The sequence below is a fragment of the Peptoanaerobacter stomatis genome (assembly GCF_000238095.2).
In the GTDB taxonomy this organism is placed as follows: Bacteria; Bacillota; Clostridia; order Peptostreptococcales; family Filifactoraceae; genus Peptoanaerobacter; species Peptoanaerobacter stomatis_A.
Window position 1 is genome coordinate 1,270,716 of sequence record NZ_JH815225.1, and the last position, 17,784, is coordinate 1,288,499.

Here is a 17,784-nt window from a genome sequence, read left to right on the forward strand (position 1 = left end):
TTTTAAGGACATAAGTTTTTTATACTTTTTAAAATTTAGGAGGTTTTTAATATGGCTAAACATATGAAAACTATGGACGGTAATACTGCCGCCGCATATGTTTCTTACGCTTTTACTGAGGTTGCCGCTATCTTCCCTATCACTCCATCTTCTCCAATGGCTGAAGTTGTTGATGAATGGGCTGCTAACGGAATGAAAAATGTGTTCGGACAAACAGTGAAAGTATCTGAACTTCAATCAGAAGCAGGAGCGGCAGGTGCCGTTCACGGTTCTTTATCTACAGGAGCCCTTACTACTACTTATACAGCTTCTCAAGGACTTCTACTCATGATTCCTAATATGTATAAGATTGCCGGAGAACTTCTTCCGGGAGTATTCCATGTATCTGCAAGAGCTTTGGCATCTCATGCACTATCAATATTCGGAGATCATTCAGACGTTATGTCTGCAAGACAAACAGGTTTTGCTATGCTATGTTCCGGCTCTGTCCAAGAAGTTATGGACTTAGGAGGTATAGCTCACCTTGCAGCAATTAAATCAAAAGTTCCTTTTATGCACTTCTTTGACGGTTTTAGAACTTCACATGAAATACAAAAAATAGAAACTATAGATTTTGAAGATTTTGCAAAATTAGTTGACCAAGAAGCACTTGCTGAATTCAGAGCAAAAGCACTTGATCCTAACCATCCATATACAAAAGGTACAGCTCAAAATCCTGATATATTCTTCCAAGCAAGAGAAGCATCAAATGTATTCTATAACGCTGTTCCAAAAATAGTTGCCGATTATATGGCAGAAATATCAAAATTGACAGGCAGAGAATATAAACCTTTCAACTACTATGGTGCACCTGATGCTACTGATGTAATAGTAGCTATGGGTTCAGTTACTGAAACTATCGAAGAAGTTGTTGATCACTTGAATGCAAACGGCAAAAAAGTCGGTTTGATAAAAGTACATCTATACAGACCTTTCGTTGCCGATTACTTCTTAGATGTTTTACCTAAAACAGTAAAAAGATTAGCTGTTCTTGACAGAACAAAAGAACCTGGAGCACCGGCAGAACCTCTACACCTTGATGTAGAATCAGTATATTTTGGAAAAGAAAATCGTCCTATGATAATAGGAGGAAGATACGGTCTTGGTTCAAAAGACACTATTCCTACTGATATATTGGCAGTATTTGAAAACTTGGAATCAGAAAATCCAAAAAACAACTTTACAGTATCAATCGTAGATGACGTTACAAATCTATCATTGGATGTTAAACATAAATTATCTATTCGCCAAGAAGGCACTATAAGATGTAAATTCTGGGGATTAGGTTCAGACGGTACAGTAGGCGCAAAAAAAAAAGCCATAAAAATAATAGGTGATCATACAAATAAATATGCACAAGCGTATTTCGCATATGACTCAAAAAAATCAGGCGGTGTTACAGTATCTCACCTTAGATTCGGTTCAAAACCTATACGTTCAACATATCTAATAGATGAAGCAGATTTTATAGCATGTCACACTCCTTCATATGTTAAATTATATGATGTAGTAAAGGGATTAAAAGAAGGCGGATCATTCGTACTTAACTGTCCTTGGTCAGACGATCAGTTAGAAGAAGAATTACCAACATCAATCAAAAAATATATAGCAACAAATAATATCAAGTTCTACACAATAGACGCAAGTAAAATAGCTTTTGATATAGGACTTGGAACAAGAATAAATATGATAATGCAATCAGCGTTCTTCAAATTAGCTGATGTAATACCTTATGATGAAGCTGCAAAATACTTGAAAGATTCAATAGTAAAATCATACGGTAAAAAAGGTCAAGAAATATTGGATATGAACTTCAAAGCTGTTGACCTTGGAGCAAATGCTATACATGAAGTAAAAGTACCTGAATCTTGGGCAGCTCTTGCAGATGAAAAATTAGTTGCAAAACAAAATAGCGATGCTCCTGATTATATAAAAAATATACTAAGCGTTGTAAATGCGCAGGACGGAGACTCTCTACCTGTATCTACATTTGTAGGATATGAGGACGGTAAAGTGCCGGCAGGTGCTTCAGAATATGAAAAACGCGGTATAGCAACACACGTTCCTCAATGGAAAATAGAAAACTGTATACAATGTAACCAATGTTCATTTGTATGCCCTCATGCCGCTATAAGACCATATCTTTTAGATGAAAATCAAAAAGCAAATGCACCTGAAGGATTCGACACATTAAAAGCAGTAGGAAAAGGTCTTGAAGGTCTTGAATATAGAATACAAGTAAGCCCATACGACTGTACAGGTTGTGGAAACTGCGCCGATGTTTGTCCTGGTAAAAAAGGCGAAAAAGCTCTTGAAATGACTTCATTTGAATCATTAAAAGACGAGTACGGAAAATTATTTGACTATGCACATAAAAACATAGGATATAAAGATGATATACTTGACAGAAACTCACTAAAAGGCAGCCAATTTATGCAACCGCTTCTTGAGTTTTCAGGAGCTTGTGCCGGTTGCGGTGAAACTCCATATGCTAAGCTTGTTACTCAAATGTTTGGTGACAGAATGATAATAGCAAACGCAACAGGTTGTTCATCAATATGGGGAGGTTCAGCTCCTACATCCGTATATACTACAAATTCAAAAGGCAGAGGACCTGCTTGGGCAAACTCATTATTTGAAGATAATGCAGAATACGGATATGGTATGGCTATGGGTGTAAAAGCCATAAGACAAAGAATAGAAAATGAAATGTCACAACTTCTTGAAAAAGATATACCTTCAGATGTAAAAGATACTCTTAAAGATTGGATAGAAAATAGAGAAGAAGGCGAAAACACATTAGACAGAAAAGAAAAAGTTCTATCAGCTTTAGATAAAATAACAGGTGACGGAAAAGAATTAGCAGACGCAATTAAAGAAAACAAAGATTATCTTGACAAAAAATCAGTATGGATATTCGGTGGAGACGGTTGGGCATATGACATCGGTTATGGCGGACTTGACCACGTACTTGCAGCAGGCGAAGATGTTAATGTATTAGTATTTGATACAGAAGTTTACTCAAATACAGGTGGACAATCATCAAAATCTACACCAACATCAGCAGTAGCAAAATTTGCTGCATCAGGTAAGAGAGTTAAGAAAAAAGACCTTGGTATGATGGCTGCATCTTACGGTTATGTATATGTTGCACAAGTTGCTCTTGGAGCAGATAAAAACCATCTATTAAAAGTATTAAAAGAAGCAGAAAGCTATAAAGGACCATCACTTATAATAGCATATGCACCTTGTATAAACCACGGTCTAAAAGAAGGTATGGGTAGAACTATAGCAAACGAAAAACAAGCTGTAGATTGCGGATACTGGCATTTATACAGATACAATCCACTACTTGCTCATGAAGGAAAGAATCCGTTCTCATTAGATTCAAAAGAACCTAAAGAATCTTTCAGAAAATTCATAGACGCACAAGTAAGATACTCATCACTTAAGAGAACATTCCCTGAAATAGCTGAAGAGTTATATGACAAAGCGGAAACAGAATCAAAAGAAAGATATGAAAAATACAAACTTATGGCAGAAAAATGGATGTAAGATAATATAAATAATCTTTATTCTTTGAATAACTATAACTTTAAAGACCACCGATAAAATCGGTGGTCTTTTTTTATACTTTTATACTAAACTCTATTTAAAATATGGACTTTATCCACTCTCTTCTTGTGATACTTTTTACCATATCTTTTGTTAATAAATTTATTGTGTCACATAATCTGTCTACTACTTCATTTAGTGTTCTAAATACTTCATTTTTGAATCCCATCTGACGAATTTGTTTCCATATTTGCTCTATGGGATTCATCTCTGGTGTATATGGTGGTATATGTGTTATCTTTATGTTTTGAGGTATTTTTAATGTCTTTGATTTGTGCCATATTGCCCCATCACATACTAATAATATTATATCTTCTTTATATTCTTTCGATAATTCTTCTAAAAATACGTTCATATTATTTGTATCACAGTATGGCATTACTAAAAAGAAGTTTTCTCCTGTTTGTGGTTCTACTGCTCCATATGCGTATTTATATTCTCTTATGTGATGACATGGTACCTCCGCTCTTACATCCTTTGTGCACCAACAATACTTTGGTTTGCTTATCCTTCCAAAACCTGCTTCATCTTGAAACATTATTCTTACTATTTTATCAGGGTAAACGTTTAATAACTCTTCTGCCATACTGTTAATTTTTTTGAGGCTTCTATTACCTCTTGATTTGCTTTCTTCGGATGTCTACTTCTTGGCATTACTTTTCTCCACCCATGTCTTTTTAGAACATAGTATATTTGTGCTGTTCCTATACTATGTCCTACTATTTTTACATATTCTTCTTCTATTTCTTTGACTGTTATTATCTGTCCTTTTTTGCCTTTTTCTTCAAATTTTTTTAACATTTCTTCTTCTTGCTCAAATGTTAGATTTCTATGATTTCCTTTTTGCCCCTTGCTTAAAAGTCCTTCTATTCCTTCTTTTACGTATTTGCATATCCAGTTATTTACTACTTTAATTGAGGTATCAAGTTTTTCAGCTATTTCTTTATTACTTTTCCCTTGTCCTCTTAATTGTATAGCATGTAGTCTTTTATCTTCTTTTTTATCTTTAATTGTATTTCTCATTTCGCTTATTTTTTTCGCTTCTTCTATACTAATTTTATGCATTTTTTTCACCCTATATTAGTATATCATATTTTATGAAATATATCCATAGTTCTATTAGATTTTAGTATTAAAATCTCTATTTTATTGCACAAAAAAACTGCGGACATCTCGCAGTTTTTTTACTTTTTTAAATATTTAAAAAAATTATTAAACTAATTCTAAGATTGACATAGGTGCGCTATCTCCACGTCTCTCTCCAAGTTTTATTACTCTTGTATATCCACCGTTTCTTTCTTGATATTTAGGTGCTACTTCTGAGAACAATTTTGCTACTACAGCTTCATCAGTTATATAAGCAAGTGCTGCTCTTCTTGCACTAAGATCACCTTTTTTACCAAGTGTTATCATCTTTTCTACCATTCTTTTTGTTTCTTTTGCTCTTGTTACTGTTGTTGTTATTTTTCCGTATCTTAAAACGTCTGTTGTAAGGTTTCTAAGCATTAGGTTTCTATGTGAAGTTTTTCTTCCTAATTTTCTATAATTCGCCATTCTTTCGCCTCCTTCTTATACTATTATCTGTTAAACGCATATATAAAATATATATTTTTTATCTTATATAGGCATTTAAGAAAAATAGTATCCGTTGTTTTTATTCGTAACTTGATTTTAAAGTAAATCCAAGTTCATGCAATTTTTGTATTACTTCTTCCAGTGATTTTTTACCAAGATTTCTAACTTTCATCATTTCGTCTTCACTCTTGGCTGTGAGTTGCTCTACTGTATTTATATTTGCACGTTTCAAACAGTTGTATGACCTTACAGACAAATCTAATTCTTCTATTGTCATCTCTAAGGCTTTTTCTTTTACATCTTGTTCTTTTTCTACCATTATTTCCATTGCATTGACACTGTCTGTCAAATCTACAAACATATTGAGATGTTCTACTAATATTTTTGATGCTACTGAAAGTCCGTCTTTAGGGCTAACTGTTTTGTTAGTCCATATTTCAAGTATCAATTTTTCAAATTCAGGATTTTCAGATACGCTTACTTTTTCTATATAGTAGTTAACTTTTTTTACAGGTGTATATATGGAGTCCATTGGAAGTACACCTATAGGCAGTCCTTTTTGTTTATTTGTATCTGCTGATATATAACCTCTACCCTTATTTATATACATCTCCATTTTTAATTCTGCATCTTCTGACAATGTAGCTATGTGTAAGTCTTTGTTGAGTATTTCTACTCCTGCCGGGCAAATTATATCGCCTGCTGTTATCTCACATTCACCTTTTGCTTCTATTCTTATCACTTCTTCTGTATCTGTTTCCATTTGCATAGATAGTTCTTTTAATGTCAGCATAAGTTCAACCACATCTTCTTTTACACCTTTTATAGTTGAAAATTCATGCATTACTTTGTCTATCTTTATTGCTGTCACTGCTACTCCTGGAAGTGATGATAAAAGCACTCTTCTTAGTGAGTTTCCTACTGTTGTTGCAAAGCCTCTTTCTAATGGTTCCAATACAAACTTTCCATAGTCTTCTTCAAGTGCAAGTATTTCTACTTTTGGTTTTTCTATTCCTAACATGTAGGCCCTCCTTATGGTTTAATTTACTTTTTCCGAGGGAACAACAATTACACTCTTCTTCTCTTTGGTGGTCTGCAACCGTTATGAGGTATAGGTGTAACATCTTTTATCATAGTTACTTCAAGTCCTGCTGCTTGTAATGCTCTTATAGCCGCTTCTCTTCCGGCTCCTGGTCCTTTTACAAAAACGTCAACTGATTTTAATCCGTGTTCTATCGCAGCTTTTGTTGCAGTTTCTGCTGCCATTTGAGCTGCAAACGGTGTTGATTTTCTTGAACCTTTGAATCCTAATTGACCAGCACTTGCCCAAGATATAGCATTTCCTTGCACATCTGATAGAGTTATTATTGTGTTGTTAAATGTTGATTGTATATGTGCATGACCTTTTTCTATATTTTTACGTTCTTTTCTTCTCACTCTTGTGACTTTTTTCTTTTGTTGTTTAGCCATTTATCTTTAATACCTCCTTTTATCTATTTTTTCTTACGACCTACTACTCTTTTTGGACCTTTTCTTGTTCTTGCATTTGTTTTTGTCTTTTGTCCTCTTACTGGAAGCCCTTTCATATGTCTAAGTCCTCTATAGCATCTTATATCTCTTAATCTTTTTATATTTAGGGTAACTTCTCTTCTTAAATCTCCTTCAACTGTATAGTTGTTGTCTATCTCTTTTCTAAGAAGATTTACTTCTTCTTCTGTTAGGTCTTTTATTCTTGTATCTTCACTTATACCTGTTGTAGCAAGTATCTTTGATGAAGTTTTTTTACCTATACCGTATATATATGTTAATCCTATGATTACCCTTTTATCTCTTGGTAAATCTATTCCGGCAATACGAGCCATAACTCTCCTCCTATTTATTAACCTTGTTTTTGTTTATGTTTTGGGTTTTCGCAAATTATCATTACTTTTCCTTTTCTCTTAATGACTTTGCATTTTTCGCACATTGGTTTTACTGATGGTCTTACTTTCATTTTTCTCCCTCCTTACCTTTGCACCGCTACTTCTTTCTCCAAGTGATTCTTCCTTTTGTCAAATCGTATGGAGACAGCTCAACAGTGACTTTATCTCCAGGTAAAATTCTTATGAAGTTCATTCTGAGTTTTCCTGAAATATGTGCTATTATTTCAAATCCGTTTTCCAATTGTACCTTAAATTTTGCATTAGGTAGGGCATCCGTTATTGTGCCTTCCATTTCTATGACATCACTTTTTGCCATTTAATCCCCCTATTTTATTATAACAAATTTGCAATTTCTCTTATTATCTTTTTATTTTGACTTTTAATATCTGATGTATTTATCTCGTCTATCACATTAGATACTTTGTTAATTTTTGACAGATGTTTTATTTTTTTCAACTTGGGTTTCTCCAATTTTCTTGATTTTCCATTGACAATTTTTACATAATTATCATCTACTATCTCGTAAATTAAAAAATATTCTCCCTTGTCATGCCCTGCCATACTTCTTACTAATTGTCCTTTTGCTAAATTCATTCTTTTATTCCTTATAAAATAGTTAGTAATTCTGGCTCGCCATCTGTTATTGTAAGTGTATGTTCATAGTGTGCGGCATTTTTGCCATCTAACATTACAGCTGTCCAACCATCTTGTAGTACTTTTACTTTATATGTTCCTATTGCTACCATAGGTTCTACTGCTATCACCATACCCTCTTGCAATCTTGGGCCTCTTCCCGGATTTCCATAATTCGGTATTTGCGGGTCTTCGTGCAATTTTTCTCCTACTCCGTGTCCTACATAATCCCTTATCACAGAAAATCCATTTTTTTCAACATATACCTGAACTGCATGTGATATATCTGAAAGTCTGTTGCCTACAACGGCATTTTTTATACCTTCATAAAAACTTTGTCTTGTAACTTCAATAAGCTTTTTATCTACTTCCGATATTTCCCCTACAGCATGTGTCTTTGCGCTATCTCCGTGATATCCGTTATAAAATGCACCTATATCAATGCTTATTATATCTCCGTTCTTGAGTACAACATCTTTAGACGGGATTCCATGAACTACTACCGAATTTAATGAGGCACATATACTGCCTTTAAATCCTCCATAGCCTTTAAATGAAGGTATAGCTCCACATTTTCTGATATATTTTTCTGCTAAACAATCAAGCTCGTATGTGCTTATTCCTTCTTTTATATGTTCTTTTAACAGCTGATGGGTTTGTGCTACTATTTTCCCCGCATCTCTCAATTTTTGTATCTGAGACTTTGATTTTATTGTTATCATTTATTTCACGCTTTCGACTGCTTTTACTATATCTTCAAAGACGATATTTATGTCTTTTTCTCCTGCAATGTTAACCAAATTGCCTTTTTTGTTATAGTAATCTATTAGAGGTTTGGTATTACTGTTATATACCTCTATTCTATTTTTTATTGTCTCTTCTTTATCGTCATCTCTTTGGAAGAGTTCTCCGCTACAATTATCGCATACATTTTCTACTTTTGATTTGTTAAATGCGATATGATATGTTGCTCCGCAATCTTTACAAACTCTTCTGCCTGTTGCTCTATCTATAAGAAGTTTATCATCCACTTCTATATTTATAACATTATCTATTTTTAAATTTCTATTTTCTAAAACTTCGTCAAGTTTTTCAGCTTGAAATATATTTCTCGGAAATCCGTCAAGTAAAAATCCTTTTTTTGCATCATCTTGCATTATTCTGTCGAATACTAAATCGCAAGTCAATTCATCCGGAACTAATTCACCTTTGTTCATATATTCTTTAGCTTTTTGACCAAGTACAGTATTGTTTTTTATATTGGCTCTGAATATATCTCCTGTTGATATATGTGGTATATCAAATTTTTGACATATCTTCGCCGCTTGTGTTCCTTTTCCTGCCCCTGGGGGACCAAGTATTATAAGTTTCATCTTTCTCACCATATTTCTTGTATGCTATTTTAAAAATCCTTGATAGTGACGCATTACCATTTGAGCTTCTATTTGTTTCATAGTTTCAAGTGCAACTCCGACTACTATTAAAAGTGACGTTCCTCCAAATCTAAATGGTATTGAGGTAAACCCTAATATCAAGATTGGTATTGCACTTATTGCTGCTAAGAACAAAGCTCCTGCCAACGTAAGTCTGTTTGATATCTCTTGTAAATACTCCGCTGTATTTCTTCCAGGTTTTATACCAGGTATGAAACCTGCTGAATTTTTAAGATTATCTGCTATCTCATCAGGCTTAAATATAATTTCTACATAAAAATATGAAAATCCTACTACAAGCAAGAACTCTAACAAGGCATATACATATAATCCCGGAGGTCCTTGTGTTGAAAAATATTTACTTACAAATGTTTGATATGATTGATTTTTTATAAATATACCTAATAGATTAGGCATCATTAAAAATGATGATGCGAATATTACCGGTATAACTCCAGCTTGATTTATCTTAATAGGTATATGTGTTGATTGTCCACCGTATGTTTTTCTTCCTATAACTCTCTTTGCGTGTTGAACTTGTACTTTTCTTACCGCCTCAAGTACCATTATTACTCCAACTATTATCGCTAAATATAAAGCCATAAACAATAAAAACTCTACTATTGATAACTCTTTTGTTTGCAATAATTCAAATGTCTTTATAGCTCCTGACGGCACTCTTGAAACTATACCCGCAAAGATCAATGTTGATATACCGTTACCTATTCCTTTTTCTGTGATTTGTTCACCAAGCCACATCAAAAATGCTGATCCCGCTGTAAGCGTAAGTACAACTGATGCTTGATTTAAAAATGAGTTGTCAACCAATGCCGAACGGAAAAAGCCTATTCCAAGTGCTGTTGATTGTAATAATGCAAGTGCCACTGTTGTATATCTTGTTATTTGCATTATTTGTTTTCTTCCTTCTTCTCCTGATTTTTGCATATCTTCAAGAGCAGGAATTGCTACTGCTAATAGCTGTATTATGATTGACGATGTTACATACGGACCAACGCCTAAAGCAAATATAGTAAAATTGTTAAGTGCTCCGCCTGATACCAAATCATAAAAAGAAGAAAATGAAGTGTATTGTTGCAACATTTGTCTTATAACTTCTACATTTATTCCAGGTACCGGTATTGCCGAACCAACTCTAAACACTACCAACATAAGTAGCGTATATACTAATTTCTTTTTTAAATCCGGAATTTTAAAGGCATTTTTTAAGGCTGTAAACATTAAATCACCTCAGCCTTTCCTCCCGCAGCTTCTATTTTTTCTATGGCTGACTTTGTGAATTTGTTGGCTTTTACTGTAATTTTTTTGCTGATTTCTCCGCCACCTAATATTTTAAGTCCATCTTTTTCTATTTTTTTGATAACGCCTGCATCTTTTAATATTTCAGCTGTTATTTCAGCATTATCTTCAAAACCTTCTAATCTATCTAAGTTTATTGTTGTATATCTCTTTTCAAAATCGTAATTGTTGAAACCTCTTTTTGGAAGTCTTCTGTAAAGTGGCATTTGTCCACCTTCGAATCCTATTCTTATTCCAACACCTGATCTTGAATGTTGTCCGTCTTGTCCTCTACCTGCTGTTTTTCCGTAGCCGGATGCTGTACCTCTACCTACTCTTTTTCTTTTTCTCACAGCACCTGCATTTGGCTTTAAGTTGTTTAATTCCATCTTTTCACCTCCTGTTATGCTTGTTCTACTTTTAACAAGTGTTTTACTTTTTCTATCATTCCTCTTAATTGAGGTGTATCTTCTTTTATCACACTGTGTTCTCTTTTTCTTAGTCCAAGTGCTTCTACTGTAGCTCTTTGTTTAGGATTTGTTCCTATAACACTTTTAGCTAATGTTATTTTTAAACTTGCCACCTTCAATGCCTCCTATCCCAAAAGTTCTTCTACTTTCTTACCACGAAGCTCTGCAACGTCTTCTATTCTTCTTAGGGAAGCTAAACCGCTTATTGTTGCATTAACAACGTTTCTTGCATTTTTTGACCCTAAAGATTTTGATCTGACGTCTTTATAACCTGCAAGTTCAAGTATAGCACGAGCCGCTCCACCTGCTATAACTCCTGTTCCCTCTTTTGCCGGCATTATTAAAACTTCTCCTGAACCATATCTGCCTTGTATTCTATGTGGTACTGTTGTTCCAACTATAGGTACTGTTATAAGATTCTTTTTAGCTGCTTCTACCGCTTTTTTTATAGCATCAGGTACTTCCATTGCTTTTCCTGTACCGTAGCCTACATGTCCGTTACCGTCGCCTACTACTACAAGAGCTGCAAATCTAAAATTTCTTCCGCCTTTTACAACTTTTGTTACTCTTCTTATCTCAACAACTCTTTCTTCTATTTCAAGTTTTGATGCATCTATTTTTTTGTTTAGCATTCTTTCGCCTCCTTCTTCTTAGAATTTAAGTCCTGCTTGTCTTGCTGATTCAGCAAGTTCTTTTACTCTTCCGTGATATAAGTATCCGCCTCTATCAAATACAACTTCGCTTATTCCTTTTTCATTTGCTTTTTTTGCTATAAGCTCGCCTACTTTTTTAGCTGCTTCTTTATTTCCTGCATATACTCCGTCTAAGTTTATTTCTTTATCTATTGTTGATGCTGAAACCAATGTCACTCTATTAATATCATCTATTATTTGAACATATATGTTTCTCGCACTTTTAAACACGTTCATTCTTGGTCTTTCAGGTGTTCCTGATATTTTTTTACGAACTCTTTTGTGTCTTGCTAATCTGTTTTCGTTTTTATTGACCTTGTTAAACACTTATATTTCACCCCTTTATCTATTTTTTACCTGTTTTTCCTTCTTTTCTTCTTATATGTTCACCGGAATATTTGATACCTTTACCTTTATATGGTTCAGGTTTTCTCCAGTCTCTTATTTTTGATGCATAGTTTCCAACTTGTTGTTTATCTATACCTTTTACTATTATTTCTGTTTGTGACGGTACTTCTACTTCTATACCTTGAGGGTCTTCCATTTCTACCGGGTGTGAAAATCCTAAGCTTAGTGTAAGTTTTTTGCCTTGTTTTGCCGCTCTATATCCTACACCTACTATTTCCAATTTCTTGCTGTATCCTTCTGTTACACCTACTATCATATTGTTTATAAGTGTTCTTGATAAGCCGTGTAATGATCTATGCTCTTTATTATCTGATGGTCTTTTTACCAATATCTTTCCATCATTTTGCTCTATTATCATATCTTTAGATATAGCTTGTGATAAACTTCCCTTAGGTCCTTTTACGCTAACTAAATTATGTTCATCTATATTAACTGTCACGCCAGCTGGCACAGTAATTTCTTTATTTCCTATTCTTGACATCTTTACGCCTCCTTTCTACCAAACGTAGCAGATTACCTCTCCACCTACGCCTTTTTCTCTTGCCTGTCTATCTGTTAAAACACCTTTAGATGTTGATATTATTGATATTCCTATTCCGTTATATACCCTTGGAACATTCAATCTGTCTGCATAAACTCTCATTCCAGGTTTTGATATTTTTTTAAGTCCGCTTATTACTCTTTGTCCGTTTCCAGCATATTTTAATTGAATTTTTATCATACCTTGCTTTGAGTCTTCTATAACATCATAGCCTTTTATATATCCTTCTTCAAGCAATATTCTTGCTATTTCTTTTTTCATTTTTGATGCAGGCACTTCAACTGTTTCGTGTTTTACACTGCTTGCATTTCTTATTCTTGTAAGCATATCTGCTATTGGATCTGTCATTGACATTAATTTTTACCTCCTTTGCCGTATATTATCTTACCAAGACGCTTTTCTTACGCCAGGTATTTGACCTTTGTATGCTAAGTTTCTAAAACATATACGGCATATTCCGTATTTTTTAAGAACTGCGTGTGGTCTTCCGCATATTGTGCATCTTGTATATTCACGAGTTTTATATTTTTGCTCTCTTTGTTGCTTTATAACCATAGCTTTTCTTGCCACGTTTTCTTCCTCCTTAATTATTTTGCAAAAGGCATTCCCATCAAGTTTAATAATTCTCTTGCTTCTTCATCACTTTTAGCTGTTGTTACGAAAATTATATCCATACCTCTTGTTTTATCGACTTTATCAAATTCTATTTCGGGGAATATTAGCTGTTCTTTTATTCCAAGTGCATAGTTTCCTCTTCCGTCAAATGAGTTCTTATTTACTCCTTTGAAGTCCCTAACTCTTGGTAATGATATGTTGAATAGTTTGTCTACAAAGTAATACATCTTATCTCCTCTAAGTGTAACCTTTGTTCCTATTGGCATACCTTCTCTTATTTTGAAGTTGGCAACTGATTTTTTTGATTTTGTTACTACAGGTTTTTGTCCTGTTATTGCCTCTAACTCACTAACAGCAGAGTCTAACAATTTTGAATTATCCTTTGCTTCTCCAACGCCCATATTTATAACTACTTTTTCAAGCTTTGGAACTTCCATTATATTTTTATAACCGAATTTTTCGATTAGACCTTTTACAACTTCATTTTTATATTTGTCAAGTAATCTTGTTGACATTAACTCTTCCCTCCTTTGCTATTATATTTCTTCTCCTGTTTTTTTGGATATTCTGACTTTTTTGCCATCTTCCAATATCTTATATCCTACTCTTACGCCTTTTCCTGCTTTTGCATCATAGTACATAACATTTGATACATGTATAGGCATCTCTTTCTTTATTATTCCGCCTTGTGGATTTAATTTGTTAGGTTTTTGGCTTTTTGTTGCTATGTTTACACCTTCAACCAATACTTTTTCTTTTGACGGATATGCTTCAAGCACTTTTCCTTTTTTACCTTTATCTTTTCCGGCTATTACTACAACTGTATCTCCACTTTTTATACGCACTTTTACACCTCCTAATTATAGAACTTCAGGAGCAAGAGATATTATCTTCATAAATTGTTTATCTCTAAGCTCTCTTGCTACCGGTCCAAATATTCTTGTTCCAGTAGGTGTCTTATCATCTTTTATTATTACGGCTGCATTTTCATCAAATTGAACATAACTTCCGTCTTTTCTTTTTAAAGCTGATTTTGTTCTAACTACTACAGCTTTTACTACTTTACCTTTTTTTACAACGCCACCTGGTGTTGCAGATTTTACAGAAGCAACTATTATATCGCCTATTCCTGCTATCTTTCTATTTGAACCGCCAAGAACTCTTATGCAAAGTAATTCTTTTGCACCTGAATTGTCAGCTACTTTTAGTCTTGTTTCTTGCTGAATCATCTTAACCTCCTATACTATTGGGCAGCTTTTTCCAATATTTGTACTACTTCCCATCTTTTTTCTCTTGATAGTGGTCTTGTTTCGCCTATTCTTACTTTATCTCCTATTTTGCAAGCATTTTGCTCATCGTGAGCTTTAAATTTCTTTGTTCTTTTTACTGCTTTTGAGTATAAAGGATGACGAATCAATTCTACTATTGAAACTACTACGGTTTTGTCCATTTTATCAGATGTAACATAACCTATTCTAAATTTTCTGGATTTTTTCTTTTCCATCATATTCTTCCTTTCATACTAAGCTTGAGTTTGTTTTTCTGTTATTATTGTATTTATTCTCGCTATGTCCTTTTTGACATTTCTTATTTGCATAGGGTTTTCTAGCTGTCCTGTCGCTAATTGAAAACGTAGATTAAATAACTCTCTTTTTTGGCTTAGTAATTTATCTCTTAAATCTTGGATATTCATATCTCTTAGTTCATTAGCTTTCAACAACTTCACCACCTTCTACCTCTTTTTTAACAAATTTGCATTTTATTGGAAGTTTATGCATTGCAAGTCTCATCGCTTCTCTTGCTTTTTCTTCAGTTACTCCACTCATTTCAAACATTATTCTTCCAGGTTTTACAACTGCTACCCAATATTCAGGTGAACCTTTACCGGCACCCATTCTTGTTTCAGCCGGTTTTTGTGTTACAGGTTTGTGTGGGAATATTTTTATCCACACCTTACCACCTCTTTTTACTGATCTGTTTATAGCTATACGGGCAGCTTCTATTTGGTTTGATGTTATCCAAGCAGGTTCTAATGCTTGAAGTCCATATTCTCCATATGTTATAGTATTGCCTTTGTTGGCTTTACCTGTCATTTTTCCTCTGTGAACTCTACGACGTTTCACTCTTTTTGGCATTAACATTTATGTGTCCTCCTTTCAGCAATCATTTATCTATCTTGGTTTCTTCCTTGAGTTCTATTTCCTTGTTTTCTTTCATTATTAAAATTTCTTTTTCTGTTAGGGTTAAATTCTCCATTATTGTTTCTTCTTTTTTTCTTCTTGTCGTCTTTAACTCCCATTAGACTGTCTAAGTCTCTTTTTTCGCCGTTTCTGTCTTTTAGGATTTCACCCTTGCATATCCATACTTTTACGCCCAATTTTCCGTAAGTTGTGTCAGCTTCTGCAAATCCATAATCTATATCAGCTCTTAATGTGTGTAGTGGCACTACTCCTTCAGCATATCCTTCAGTTCTTGCCATTTCGGCTCCACCAAGTCTTCCTGAAGTAGCAACTTTTATACCTTTTACTCCTCTTGTACGCATTGTTCTTTGCATAGCTTGTTTCATCGCACGTCTAAAAGCTATACGTCTTTCCAATGATTGAGCTATTTTTACCGCAACCAATTGTGCATCTGCGTCAGGATTTTTAATTTCTTCTATATTTATAAATACATTTTTACCTGTAAATTTCTCAACAGCAACTTTAAGTTCTTCGATACCTTGGCCGCCTTTTCCGATTACCATTCCAGGTTTTGCTGTAAATATATTTAATTTTAATTTATCTCCGACTCTTTCTATTTCAACTTTTGAAAGGTCAGCTTGGTTTAATTGTTTTGCCAAAAACTTTCTAACTTCATGGTCTTCTTTTATAAAAGATGCTATCTTATCTTTACCTGCAAACCATCTTGAGTCCCAATTTTTATTGATTCCGACTCTAAGTCCGTGTGGGCTAACTTTTTGACCCATTTATTTCCCTCCCGATTCCTAATTTCTCTCTTGTACAAAAACTTCTATATGACTTGTTCTTTTTCTTATTGATGTTGCTCTACCTTGAGCTCTTGGCATGAACCTTTTTAGTGTAGGTCCTTGATTTGCCCATATTTTTGATATATATAATTTTTTAGGTTCCATATTAAAGTTATTCTCTGCATTTGCAGCAGCTGATTTTACCACTTTAGAAATTATTTGTGCACTGCTGTTTGGTAGGAATTTTAATATAGCTATAGCTTCGTCAACGCTTTTGCCTCTTACTAAATCACAGATTTTTCCTGCTTTTCTTGGAGAAGTTCTAACGAATTTTGCTATCGCTCTTACTTCTTTAGCTATTGCTACTTTCTCTTTAGAATCTGCCATTTCGTTCTCCTTTCTAAAATATCTTATATATGTCTTAGACTTATTTTTTTATTTTGTTTTTGACGATCTGTCATCATCTTTATGTCCTTTAAATGTTCTTGTTGGTACAAATTCTCCCAATTTGTGTCCTACCATATCCTCTGTTATATATATAGGCACATGTTTTCTGCCATCATGTATGGCAAGCGTGTGTCCTATAAAGTCAGGATATATAGTAGATGATCTTGACCAAACTTTGATTACTTGTTTATCTCCTGTTTCGTTCATTTTTAGGATTTTCTTGTATAGTCCTTCGTGAACGAAAGCACCTTTTTTTGATGATCTACTCATTTTTACCTCCGTTTAGACTATTTTCTTCTTGTTACTATCATTTTATTAGAAAGTTTCTTTTTATTTCTTGTCTTATATCCAAGTGCAGGTTTACCCCAAGGTGTTACCGGTGATGGTCTACCTATAGGTGAACGTCCTTCTCCACCGCCGTGAGGGTGGTCATTAGGGTTCATTACGGAACCTCTTACTGTAGGCCTGATACCCATATGTCTTTTTCTTCCGGCTTTACCTATTGTAACATTTTCTTTTTCCAAGTTACCTACTTGACCTATTGTAGCTTTACATTCAGCATTTACATATCTCATTTCGCCTGAAGGTAATCTTAAAAGTACGTTTTTACCTTCTTTAGCCATAAGTTGTGCTGAATTTCCTGCGCTTCTTACTAATTGTCCGCCTTTTCCTGTTTTTAATTCTATGTTGTGAATTATAGTACCAACAGGCATATCTTTCATTTTTAGGCAGTTACCCACTTTTATATCTGAGCCTTCTCCAGAATATAATATATCTCCAACTTTTAATCCGTTAGGAGCCAATATATATCTCTTTTCTCCATCTCTGTAATGAAGTAAAGCTATATTAGCTGTTCTGTTAGGATCATATTCTATACCTGCAACTTTTGCCGGTATACCGTCTTTATCTCTTTTGAAGTCTATTATTCTATATTTTCTTTTTTCTCCGCCACCTTTATGTCTTACAGTTATCTTTCCTTGTGAGTTTCTTCCTGCGTGTTTTTTAAGACTTGTAAGCAATGACTTTTCCGGTGAAAATTTTGTAATTTCTTCTGAAATTACCACTGTCATATGTCTTCTTGACGGAGTAGTTGGTTTAAATTTCTTTATAGCCATTTTCTCTCACTCCTTTTT

General features: G+C 34.0%; 30 protein-coding genes. 1 reads left to right on the forward strand and 29 read right to left on the reverse strand.

Annotated elements, in window-relative coordinates; all coding sequences use genetic code 11:
• Positions 1-51 precede the first annotated feature (51 nt).
• On the forward strand, positions 52-3,594 hold the full coding sequence (gene nifJ, locus HMPREF9630_RS05370) for a pyruvate:ferredoxin (flavodoxin) oxidoreductase (protein WP_009527517.1): 3,543 nt from the start codon (positions 52-54) through the stop codon (positions 3,592-3,594).
• A 97-nt stretch (positions 3,595-3,691) separates the two neighbouring features.
• Here nifJ and HMPREF9630_RS05375 read toward each other — a convergent pair whose 3' ends face one another.
• The 29 genes from HMPREF9630_RS05375 to rplB form a co-directional block, all read right to left on the reverse strand.
• On the reverse strand, positions 3,692-4,240 hold the full coding sequence (locus HMPREF9630_RS05375; RefSeq protein WP_009527518.1) for an IS630 family transposase: 549 nt from the start codon (positions 4,238-4,240) through the stop codon (positions 3,692-3,694).
• A complete protein-coding gene (locus HMPREF9630_RS05380; protein ID WP_009527519.1) occupies positions 4,222-4,719 on the reverse strand; it encodes a helix-turn-helix domain-containing protein in 498 nt (165 codons plus the stop codon). The genes HMPREF9630_RS05375 and HMPREF9630_RS05380 overlap by 19 nt, the downstream gene beginning before the upstream one ends.
• Positions 4,720-4,866: 147 nt before the next feature.
• A complete protein-coding gene (rplQ, locus tag HMPREF9630_RS05385) occupies positions 4,867-5,208 on the reverse strand; it encodes a 50S ribosomal protein L17 (protein ID WP_009527520.1) in 342 nt (113 codons plus the stop codon).
• Between the two features lie 100 nt (positions 5,209-5,308).
• Entirely contained in the window at positions 5,309-6,250 is a 942-nt protein-coding gene (locus HMPREF9630_RS05390; RefSeq protein ID WP_009527521.1) for a DNA-directed RNA polymerase subunit alpha, read from the reverse strand.
• Between the two features lie 47 nt (positions 6,251-6,297).
• The gene (rpsK, locus tag HMPREF9630_RS05395; protein ID WP_009524356.1) at positions 6,298-6,699 is read right to left on the reverse strand and encodes a 30S ribosomal protein S11; all 402 of its coding nucleotides are present in this window, start codon (positions 6,697-6,699) and stop codon (positions 6,298-6,300) included.
• A 23-nt stretch (positions 6,700-6,722) separates the two neighbouring features.
• Positions 6,723-7,091 carry a 30S ribosomal protein S13 gene (rpsM, locus tag HMPREF9630_RS05400; RefSeq protein ID WP_009527522.1) on the reverse strand — a complete coding sequence of 123 codons (369 nt, stop codon included), beginning with the start codon at positions 7,089-7,091 and terminating at the stop codon, positions 6,723-6,725.
• A gap of 17 nt (positions 7,092-7,108) precedes the next feature.
• Positions 7,109-7,222, reverse strand: a complete 114-nt coding sequence (gene rpmJ, locus HMPREF9630_RS05405) for a 50S ribosomal protein L36 (RefSeq protein WP_009524358.1) — start codon at positions 7,220-7,222, stop codon at positions 7,109-7,111.
• 26 nt (positions 7,223-7,248) lie between these two features.
• Positions 7,249-7,467: a translation initiation factor IF-1 gene (gene infA / locus HMPREF9630_RS05410; RefSeq protein WP_009524359.1), complete on the reverse strand. Its 219-nt coding sequence runs from the start codon at positions 7,465-7,467 to the stop codon at positions 7,249-7,251.
• Between the two features lie 17 nt (positions 7,468-7,484).
• Positions 7,485-7,745 carry a KOW domain-containing RNA-binding protein gene (locus tag HMPREF9630_RS05415; protein WP_009527523.1) on the reverse strand — a complete coding sequence of 87 codons (261 nt, stop codon included), beginning with the start codon at positions 7,743-7,745 and terminating at the stop codon, positions 7,485-7,487.
• Between the two features lie 11 nt (positions 7,746-7,756).
• Positions 7,757-8,506: a type I methionyl aminopeptidase gene (gene map, locus HMPREF9630_RS05420; RefSeq protein ID WP_009527524.1), complete on the reverse strand. Its 750-nt coding sequence runs from the start codon at positions 8,504-8,506 to the stop codon at positions 7,757-7,759.
• On the reverse strand, positions 8,507-9,157 hold the full coding sequence (locus HMPREF9630_RS05425) for an adenylate kinase (protein WP_040465184.1): 651 nt from the start codon (positions 9,155-9,157) through the stop codon (positions 8,507-8,509).
• Positions 9,158-9,181: 24 nt separating this feature from the next.
• Complete coding sequence (secY, locus tag HMPREF9630_RS05430; protein WP_009527526.1) at positions 9,182-10,456, reverse strand: preprotein translocase subunit SecY; 1,275 nt, start codon at positions 10,454-10,456, stop codon at positions 9,182-9,184.
• Positions 10,456-10,902 carry a 50S ribosomal protein L15 gene (gene rplO / locus HMPREF9630_RS05435; protein ID WP_009527527.1) on the reverse strand — a complete coding sequence of 149 codons (447 nt, stop codon included), beginning with the start codon at positions 10,900-10,902 and terminating at the stop codon, positions 10,456-10,458. Before rplO ends, secY begins: the two co-directional genes overlap by 1 nt.
• Positions 10,903-10,916: 14 nt before the next feature.
• Positions 10,917-11,096 carry a 50S ribosomal protein L30 gene (rpmD, locus tag HMPREF9630_RS05440; protein ID WP_009524365.1) on the reverse strand — a complete coding sequence of 60 codons (180 nt, stop codon included), beginning with the start codon at positions 11,094-11,096 and terminating at the stop codon, positions 10,917-10,919.
• Positions 11,097-11,108: 12 nt separating this feature from the next.
• Entirely contained in the window at positions 11,109-11,615 is a 507-nt protein-coding gene (gene rpsE, locus HMPREF9630_RS05445; protein WP_009527528.1) for a 30S ribosomal protein S5, read from the reverse strand.
• Positions 11,616-11,633: 18 nt separating this feature from the next.
• A complete protein-coding gene (gene rplR, locus HMPREF9630_RS05450) occupies positions 11,634-12,002 on the reverse strand; it encodes a 50S ribosomal protein L18 (protein WP_009524367.1) in 369 nt (122 codons plus the stop codon).
• Between the two features lie 19 nt (positions 12,003-12,021).
• Positions 12,022-12,564: a 50S ribosomal protein L6 gene (gene rplF / locus HMPREF9630_RS05455; RefSeq protein WP_009524368.1), complete on the reverse strand. Its 543-nt coding sequence runs from the start codon at positions 12,562-12,564 to the stop codon at positions 12,022-12,024.
• A 15-nt stretch (positions 12,565-12,579) separates the two neighbouring features.
• A complete protein-coding gene (rpsH, locus tag HMPREF9630_RS05460; RefSeq protein ID WP_009524369.1) occupies positions 12,580-12,978 on the reverse strand; it encodes a 30S ribosomal protein S8 in 399 nt (132 codons plus the stop codon).
• Positions 12,979-13,008: 30 nt separating this feature from the next.
• Positions 13,009-13,194, reverse strand: a complete 186-nt coding sequence (locus HMPREF9630_RS05465; RefSeq protein ID WP_009524370.1) for a type Z 30S ribosomal protein S14 — start codon at positions 13,192-13,194, stop codon at positions 13,009-13,011.
• 17 nt (positions 13,195-13,211) lie between these two features.
• Positions 13,212-13,754, reverse strand: a complete 543-nt coding sequence (gene rplE, locus HMPREF9630_RS05470; protein ID WP_009524371.1) for a 50S ribosomal protein L5 — start codon at positions 13,752-13,754, stop codon at positions 13,212-13,214.
• Positions 13,755-13,775: 21 nt separating this feature from the next.
• Positions 13,776-14,084 carry a 50S ribosomal protein L24 gene (rplX, locus tag HMPREF9630_RS05475; RefSeq protein ID WP_009527529.1) on the reverse strand — a complete coding sequence of 103 codons (309 nt, stop codon included), beginning with the start codon at positions 14,082-14,084 and terminating at the stop codon, positions 13,776-13,778.
• Positions 14,085-14,099: 15 nt separating this feature from the next.
• The gene (gene rplN / locus HMPREF9630_RS05480; RefSeq protein WP_009527530.1) at positions 14,100-14,468 is read right to left on the reverse strand and encodes a 50S ribosomal protein L14; all 369 of its coding nucleotides are present in this window, start codon (positions 14,466-14,468) and stop codon (positions 14,100-14,102) included.
• A gap of 14 nt (positions 14,469-14,482) precedes the next feature.
• A complete protein-coding gene (gene rpsQ, locus HMPREF9630_RS05485; RefSeq protein WP_009524374.1) occupies positions 14,483-14,746 on the reverse strand; it encodes a 30S ribosomal protein S17 in 264 nt (87 codons plus the stop codon).
• A 15-nt stretch (positions 14,747-14,761) separates the two neighbouring features.
• Positions 14,762-14,956 (reverse strand): 50S ribosomal protein L29, encoded by a 195-nt coding sequence (rpmC, locus tag HMPREF9630_RS05490; RefSeq protein WP_009530686.1) that lies wholly within the window; start codon positions 14,954-14,956, stop codon positions 14,762-14,764.
• Positions 14,946-15,380 (reverse strand): 50S ribosomal protein L16, encoded by a 435-nt coding sequence (gene rplP / locus HMPREF9630_RS05495; protein WP_009524376.1) that lies wholly within the window; start codon positions 15,378-15,380, stop codon positions 14,946-14,948. The genes rpmC and rplP overlap by 11 nt, the downstream gene beginning before the upstream one ends.
• Before the next feature lie 26 nt (positions 15,381-15,406).
• Entirely contained in the window at positions 15,407-16,204 is a 798-nt protein-coding gene (gene rpsC, locus HMPREF9630_RS05500; protein WP_009524377.1) for a 30S ribosomal protein S3, read from the reverse strand.
• An 18-nt stretch (positions 16,205-16,222) separates the two neighbouring features.
• Positions 16,223-16,591, reverse strand: a complete 369-nt coding sequence (gene rplV / locus HMPREF9630_RS05505; RefSeq protein ID WP_009524378.1) for a 50S ribosomal protein L22 — start codon at positions 16,589-16,591, stop codon at positions 16,223-16,225.
• 48 nt (positions 16,592-16,639) lie between these two features.
• Positions 16,640-16,921, reverse strand: a complete 282-nt coding sequence (rpsS, locus tag HMPREF9630_RS05510) for a 30S ribosomal protein S19 (protein WP_009524379.1) — start codon at positions 16,919-16,921, stop codon at positions 16,640-16,642.
• A gap of 17 nt (positions 16,922-16,938) precedes the next feature.
• Positions 16,939-17,766, reverse strand: a complete 828-nt coding sequence (rplB, locus tag HMPREF9630_RS05515; protein ID WP_009527531.1) for a 50S ribosomal protein L2 — start codon at positions 17,764-17,766, stop codon at positions 16,939-16,941.
• Positions 17,767-17,784 lie beyond the last annotated feature (18 nt).

Coding starts and splice junctions, on each gene's coding strand:
- HMPREF9630_RS05415 (WP_009527523.1), bottom strand. CDS start 7,745: ATGAATTTAGCAAAAGGACAATTAGTAAGAAGTATGGCAGGGCATGAC.
- rpmJ (WP_009524358.1), bottom strand. CDS start 7,222: ATGAAAGTAAGACCATCAGTAAAACCAATGTGCGAAAAATGCAAAGTC.
- rpsQ (WP_009524374.1), bottom strand. CDS start 14,746: ATGATGGAAAAGAAAAAATCCAGAAAATTTAGAATAGGTTATGTTACA.
- HMPREF9630_RS05390 (WP_009527521.1), bottom strand. CDS start 6,250: ATGTTAGGAATAGAAAAACCAAAAGTAGAAATACTTGCACTTGAAGAA.
- rpsH (WP_009524369.1), bottom strand. CDS start 12,978: ATGTCAATGACAGATCCAATAGCAGATATGCTTACAAGAATAAGAAAT.
- rplP (WP_009524376.1), bottom strand. CDS start 15,380: ATGTTAATGCCAAAAAGAGTGAAACGTCGTAGAGTTCACAGAGGAAAA.
- HMPREF9630_RS05375 (WP_009527518.1), bottom strand. CDS start 4,240: ATGGCAGAAGAGTTATTAAACGTTTACCCTGATAAAATAGTAAGAATA.
- rplV (WP_009524378.1), bottom strand. CDS start 16,591: ATGGCAGATTCTAAAGAGAAAGTAGCAATAGCTAAAGAAGTAAGAGCG.
- infA (WP_009524359.1), bottom strand. CDS start 7,467: ATGGCAAAAAGTGATGTCATAGAAATGGAAGGCACAATAACGGATGCC.
- rplB (WP_009527531.1), bottom strand. CDS start 17,766: ATGGCTATAAAGAAATTTAAACCAACTACTCCGTCAAGAAGACATATG.
- nifJ (WP_009527517.1), top strand. CDS start 52: ATGGCTAAACATATGAAAACTATGGACGGTAATACTGCCGCCGCATAT.
- rplF (WP_009524368.1), bottom strand. CDS start 12,564: ATGTCAAGAATAGGAAATAAAGAAATTACTGTGCCAGCTGGCGTGACA.
- rpsE (WP_009527528.1), bottom strand. CDS start 11,615: ATGCTAAACAAAAAAATAGATGCATCAAAACTTGAAATAGAAGAAAGA.
- rplE (WP_009524371.1), bottom strand. CDS start 13,754: ATGTCAACAAGATTACTTGACAAATATAAAAATGAAGTTGTAAAAGGT.
- rpsS (WP_009524379.1), bottom strand. CDS start 16,921: ATGAGTAGATCATCAAAAAAAGGTGCTTTCGTTCACGAAGGACTATAC.
- HMPREF9630_RS05380 (WP_009527519.1), bottom strand. CDS start 4,719: ATGCATAAAATTAGTATAGAAGAAGCGAAAAAAATAAGCGAAATGAGA.
- rplN (WP_009527530.1), bottom strand. CDS start 14,468: ATGATTCAGCAAGAAACAAGACTAAAAGTAGCTGACAATTCAGGTGCA.
- rpsC (WP_009524377.1), bottom strand. CDS start 16,204: ATGGGTCAAAAAGTTAGCCCACACGGACTTAGAGTCGGAATCAATAAA.
- rplQ (WP_009527520.1), bottom strand. CDS start 5,208: ATGGCGAATTATAGAAAATTAGGAAGAAAAACTTCACATAGAAACCTA.
- map (WP_009527524.1), bottom strand. CDS start 8,506: ATGATAACAATAAAATCAAAGTCTCAGATACAAAAATTGAGAGATGCG.
- HMPREF9630_RS05425 (WP_040465184.1), bottom strand. CDS start 9,157: ATGAAACTTATAATACTTGGTCCCCCAGGGGCAGGAAAAGGAACACAA.
- rpsM (WP_009527522.1), bottom strand. CDS start 7,091: ATGGCTCGTATTGCCGGAATAGATTTACCAAGAGATAAAAGGGTAATC.
- rplO (WP_009527527.1), bottom strand. CDS start 10,902: ATGGAATTAAACAACTTAAAGCCAAATGCAGGTGCTGTGAGAAAAAGA.
- rpsK (WP_009524356.1), bottom strand. CDS start 6,699: ATGGCTAAACAACAAAAGAAAAAAGTCACAAGAGTGAGAAGAAAAGAA.
- secY (WP_009527526.1), bottom strand. CDS start 10,456: ATGTTTACAGCCTTAAAAAATGCCTTTAAAATTCCGGATTTAAAAAAG.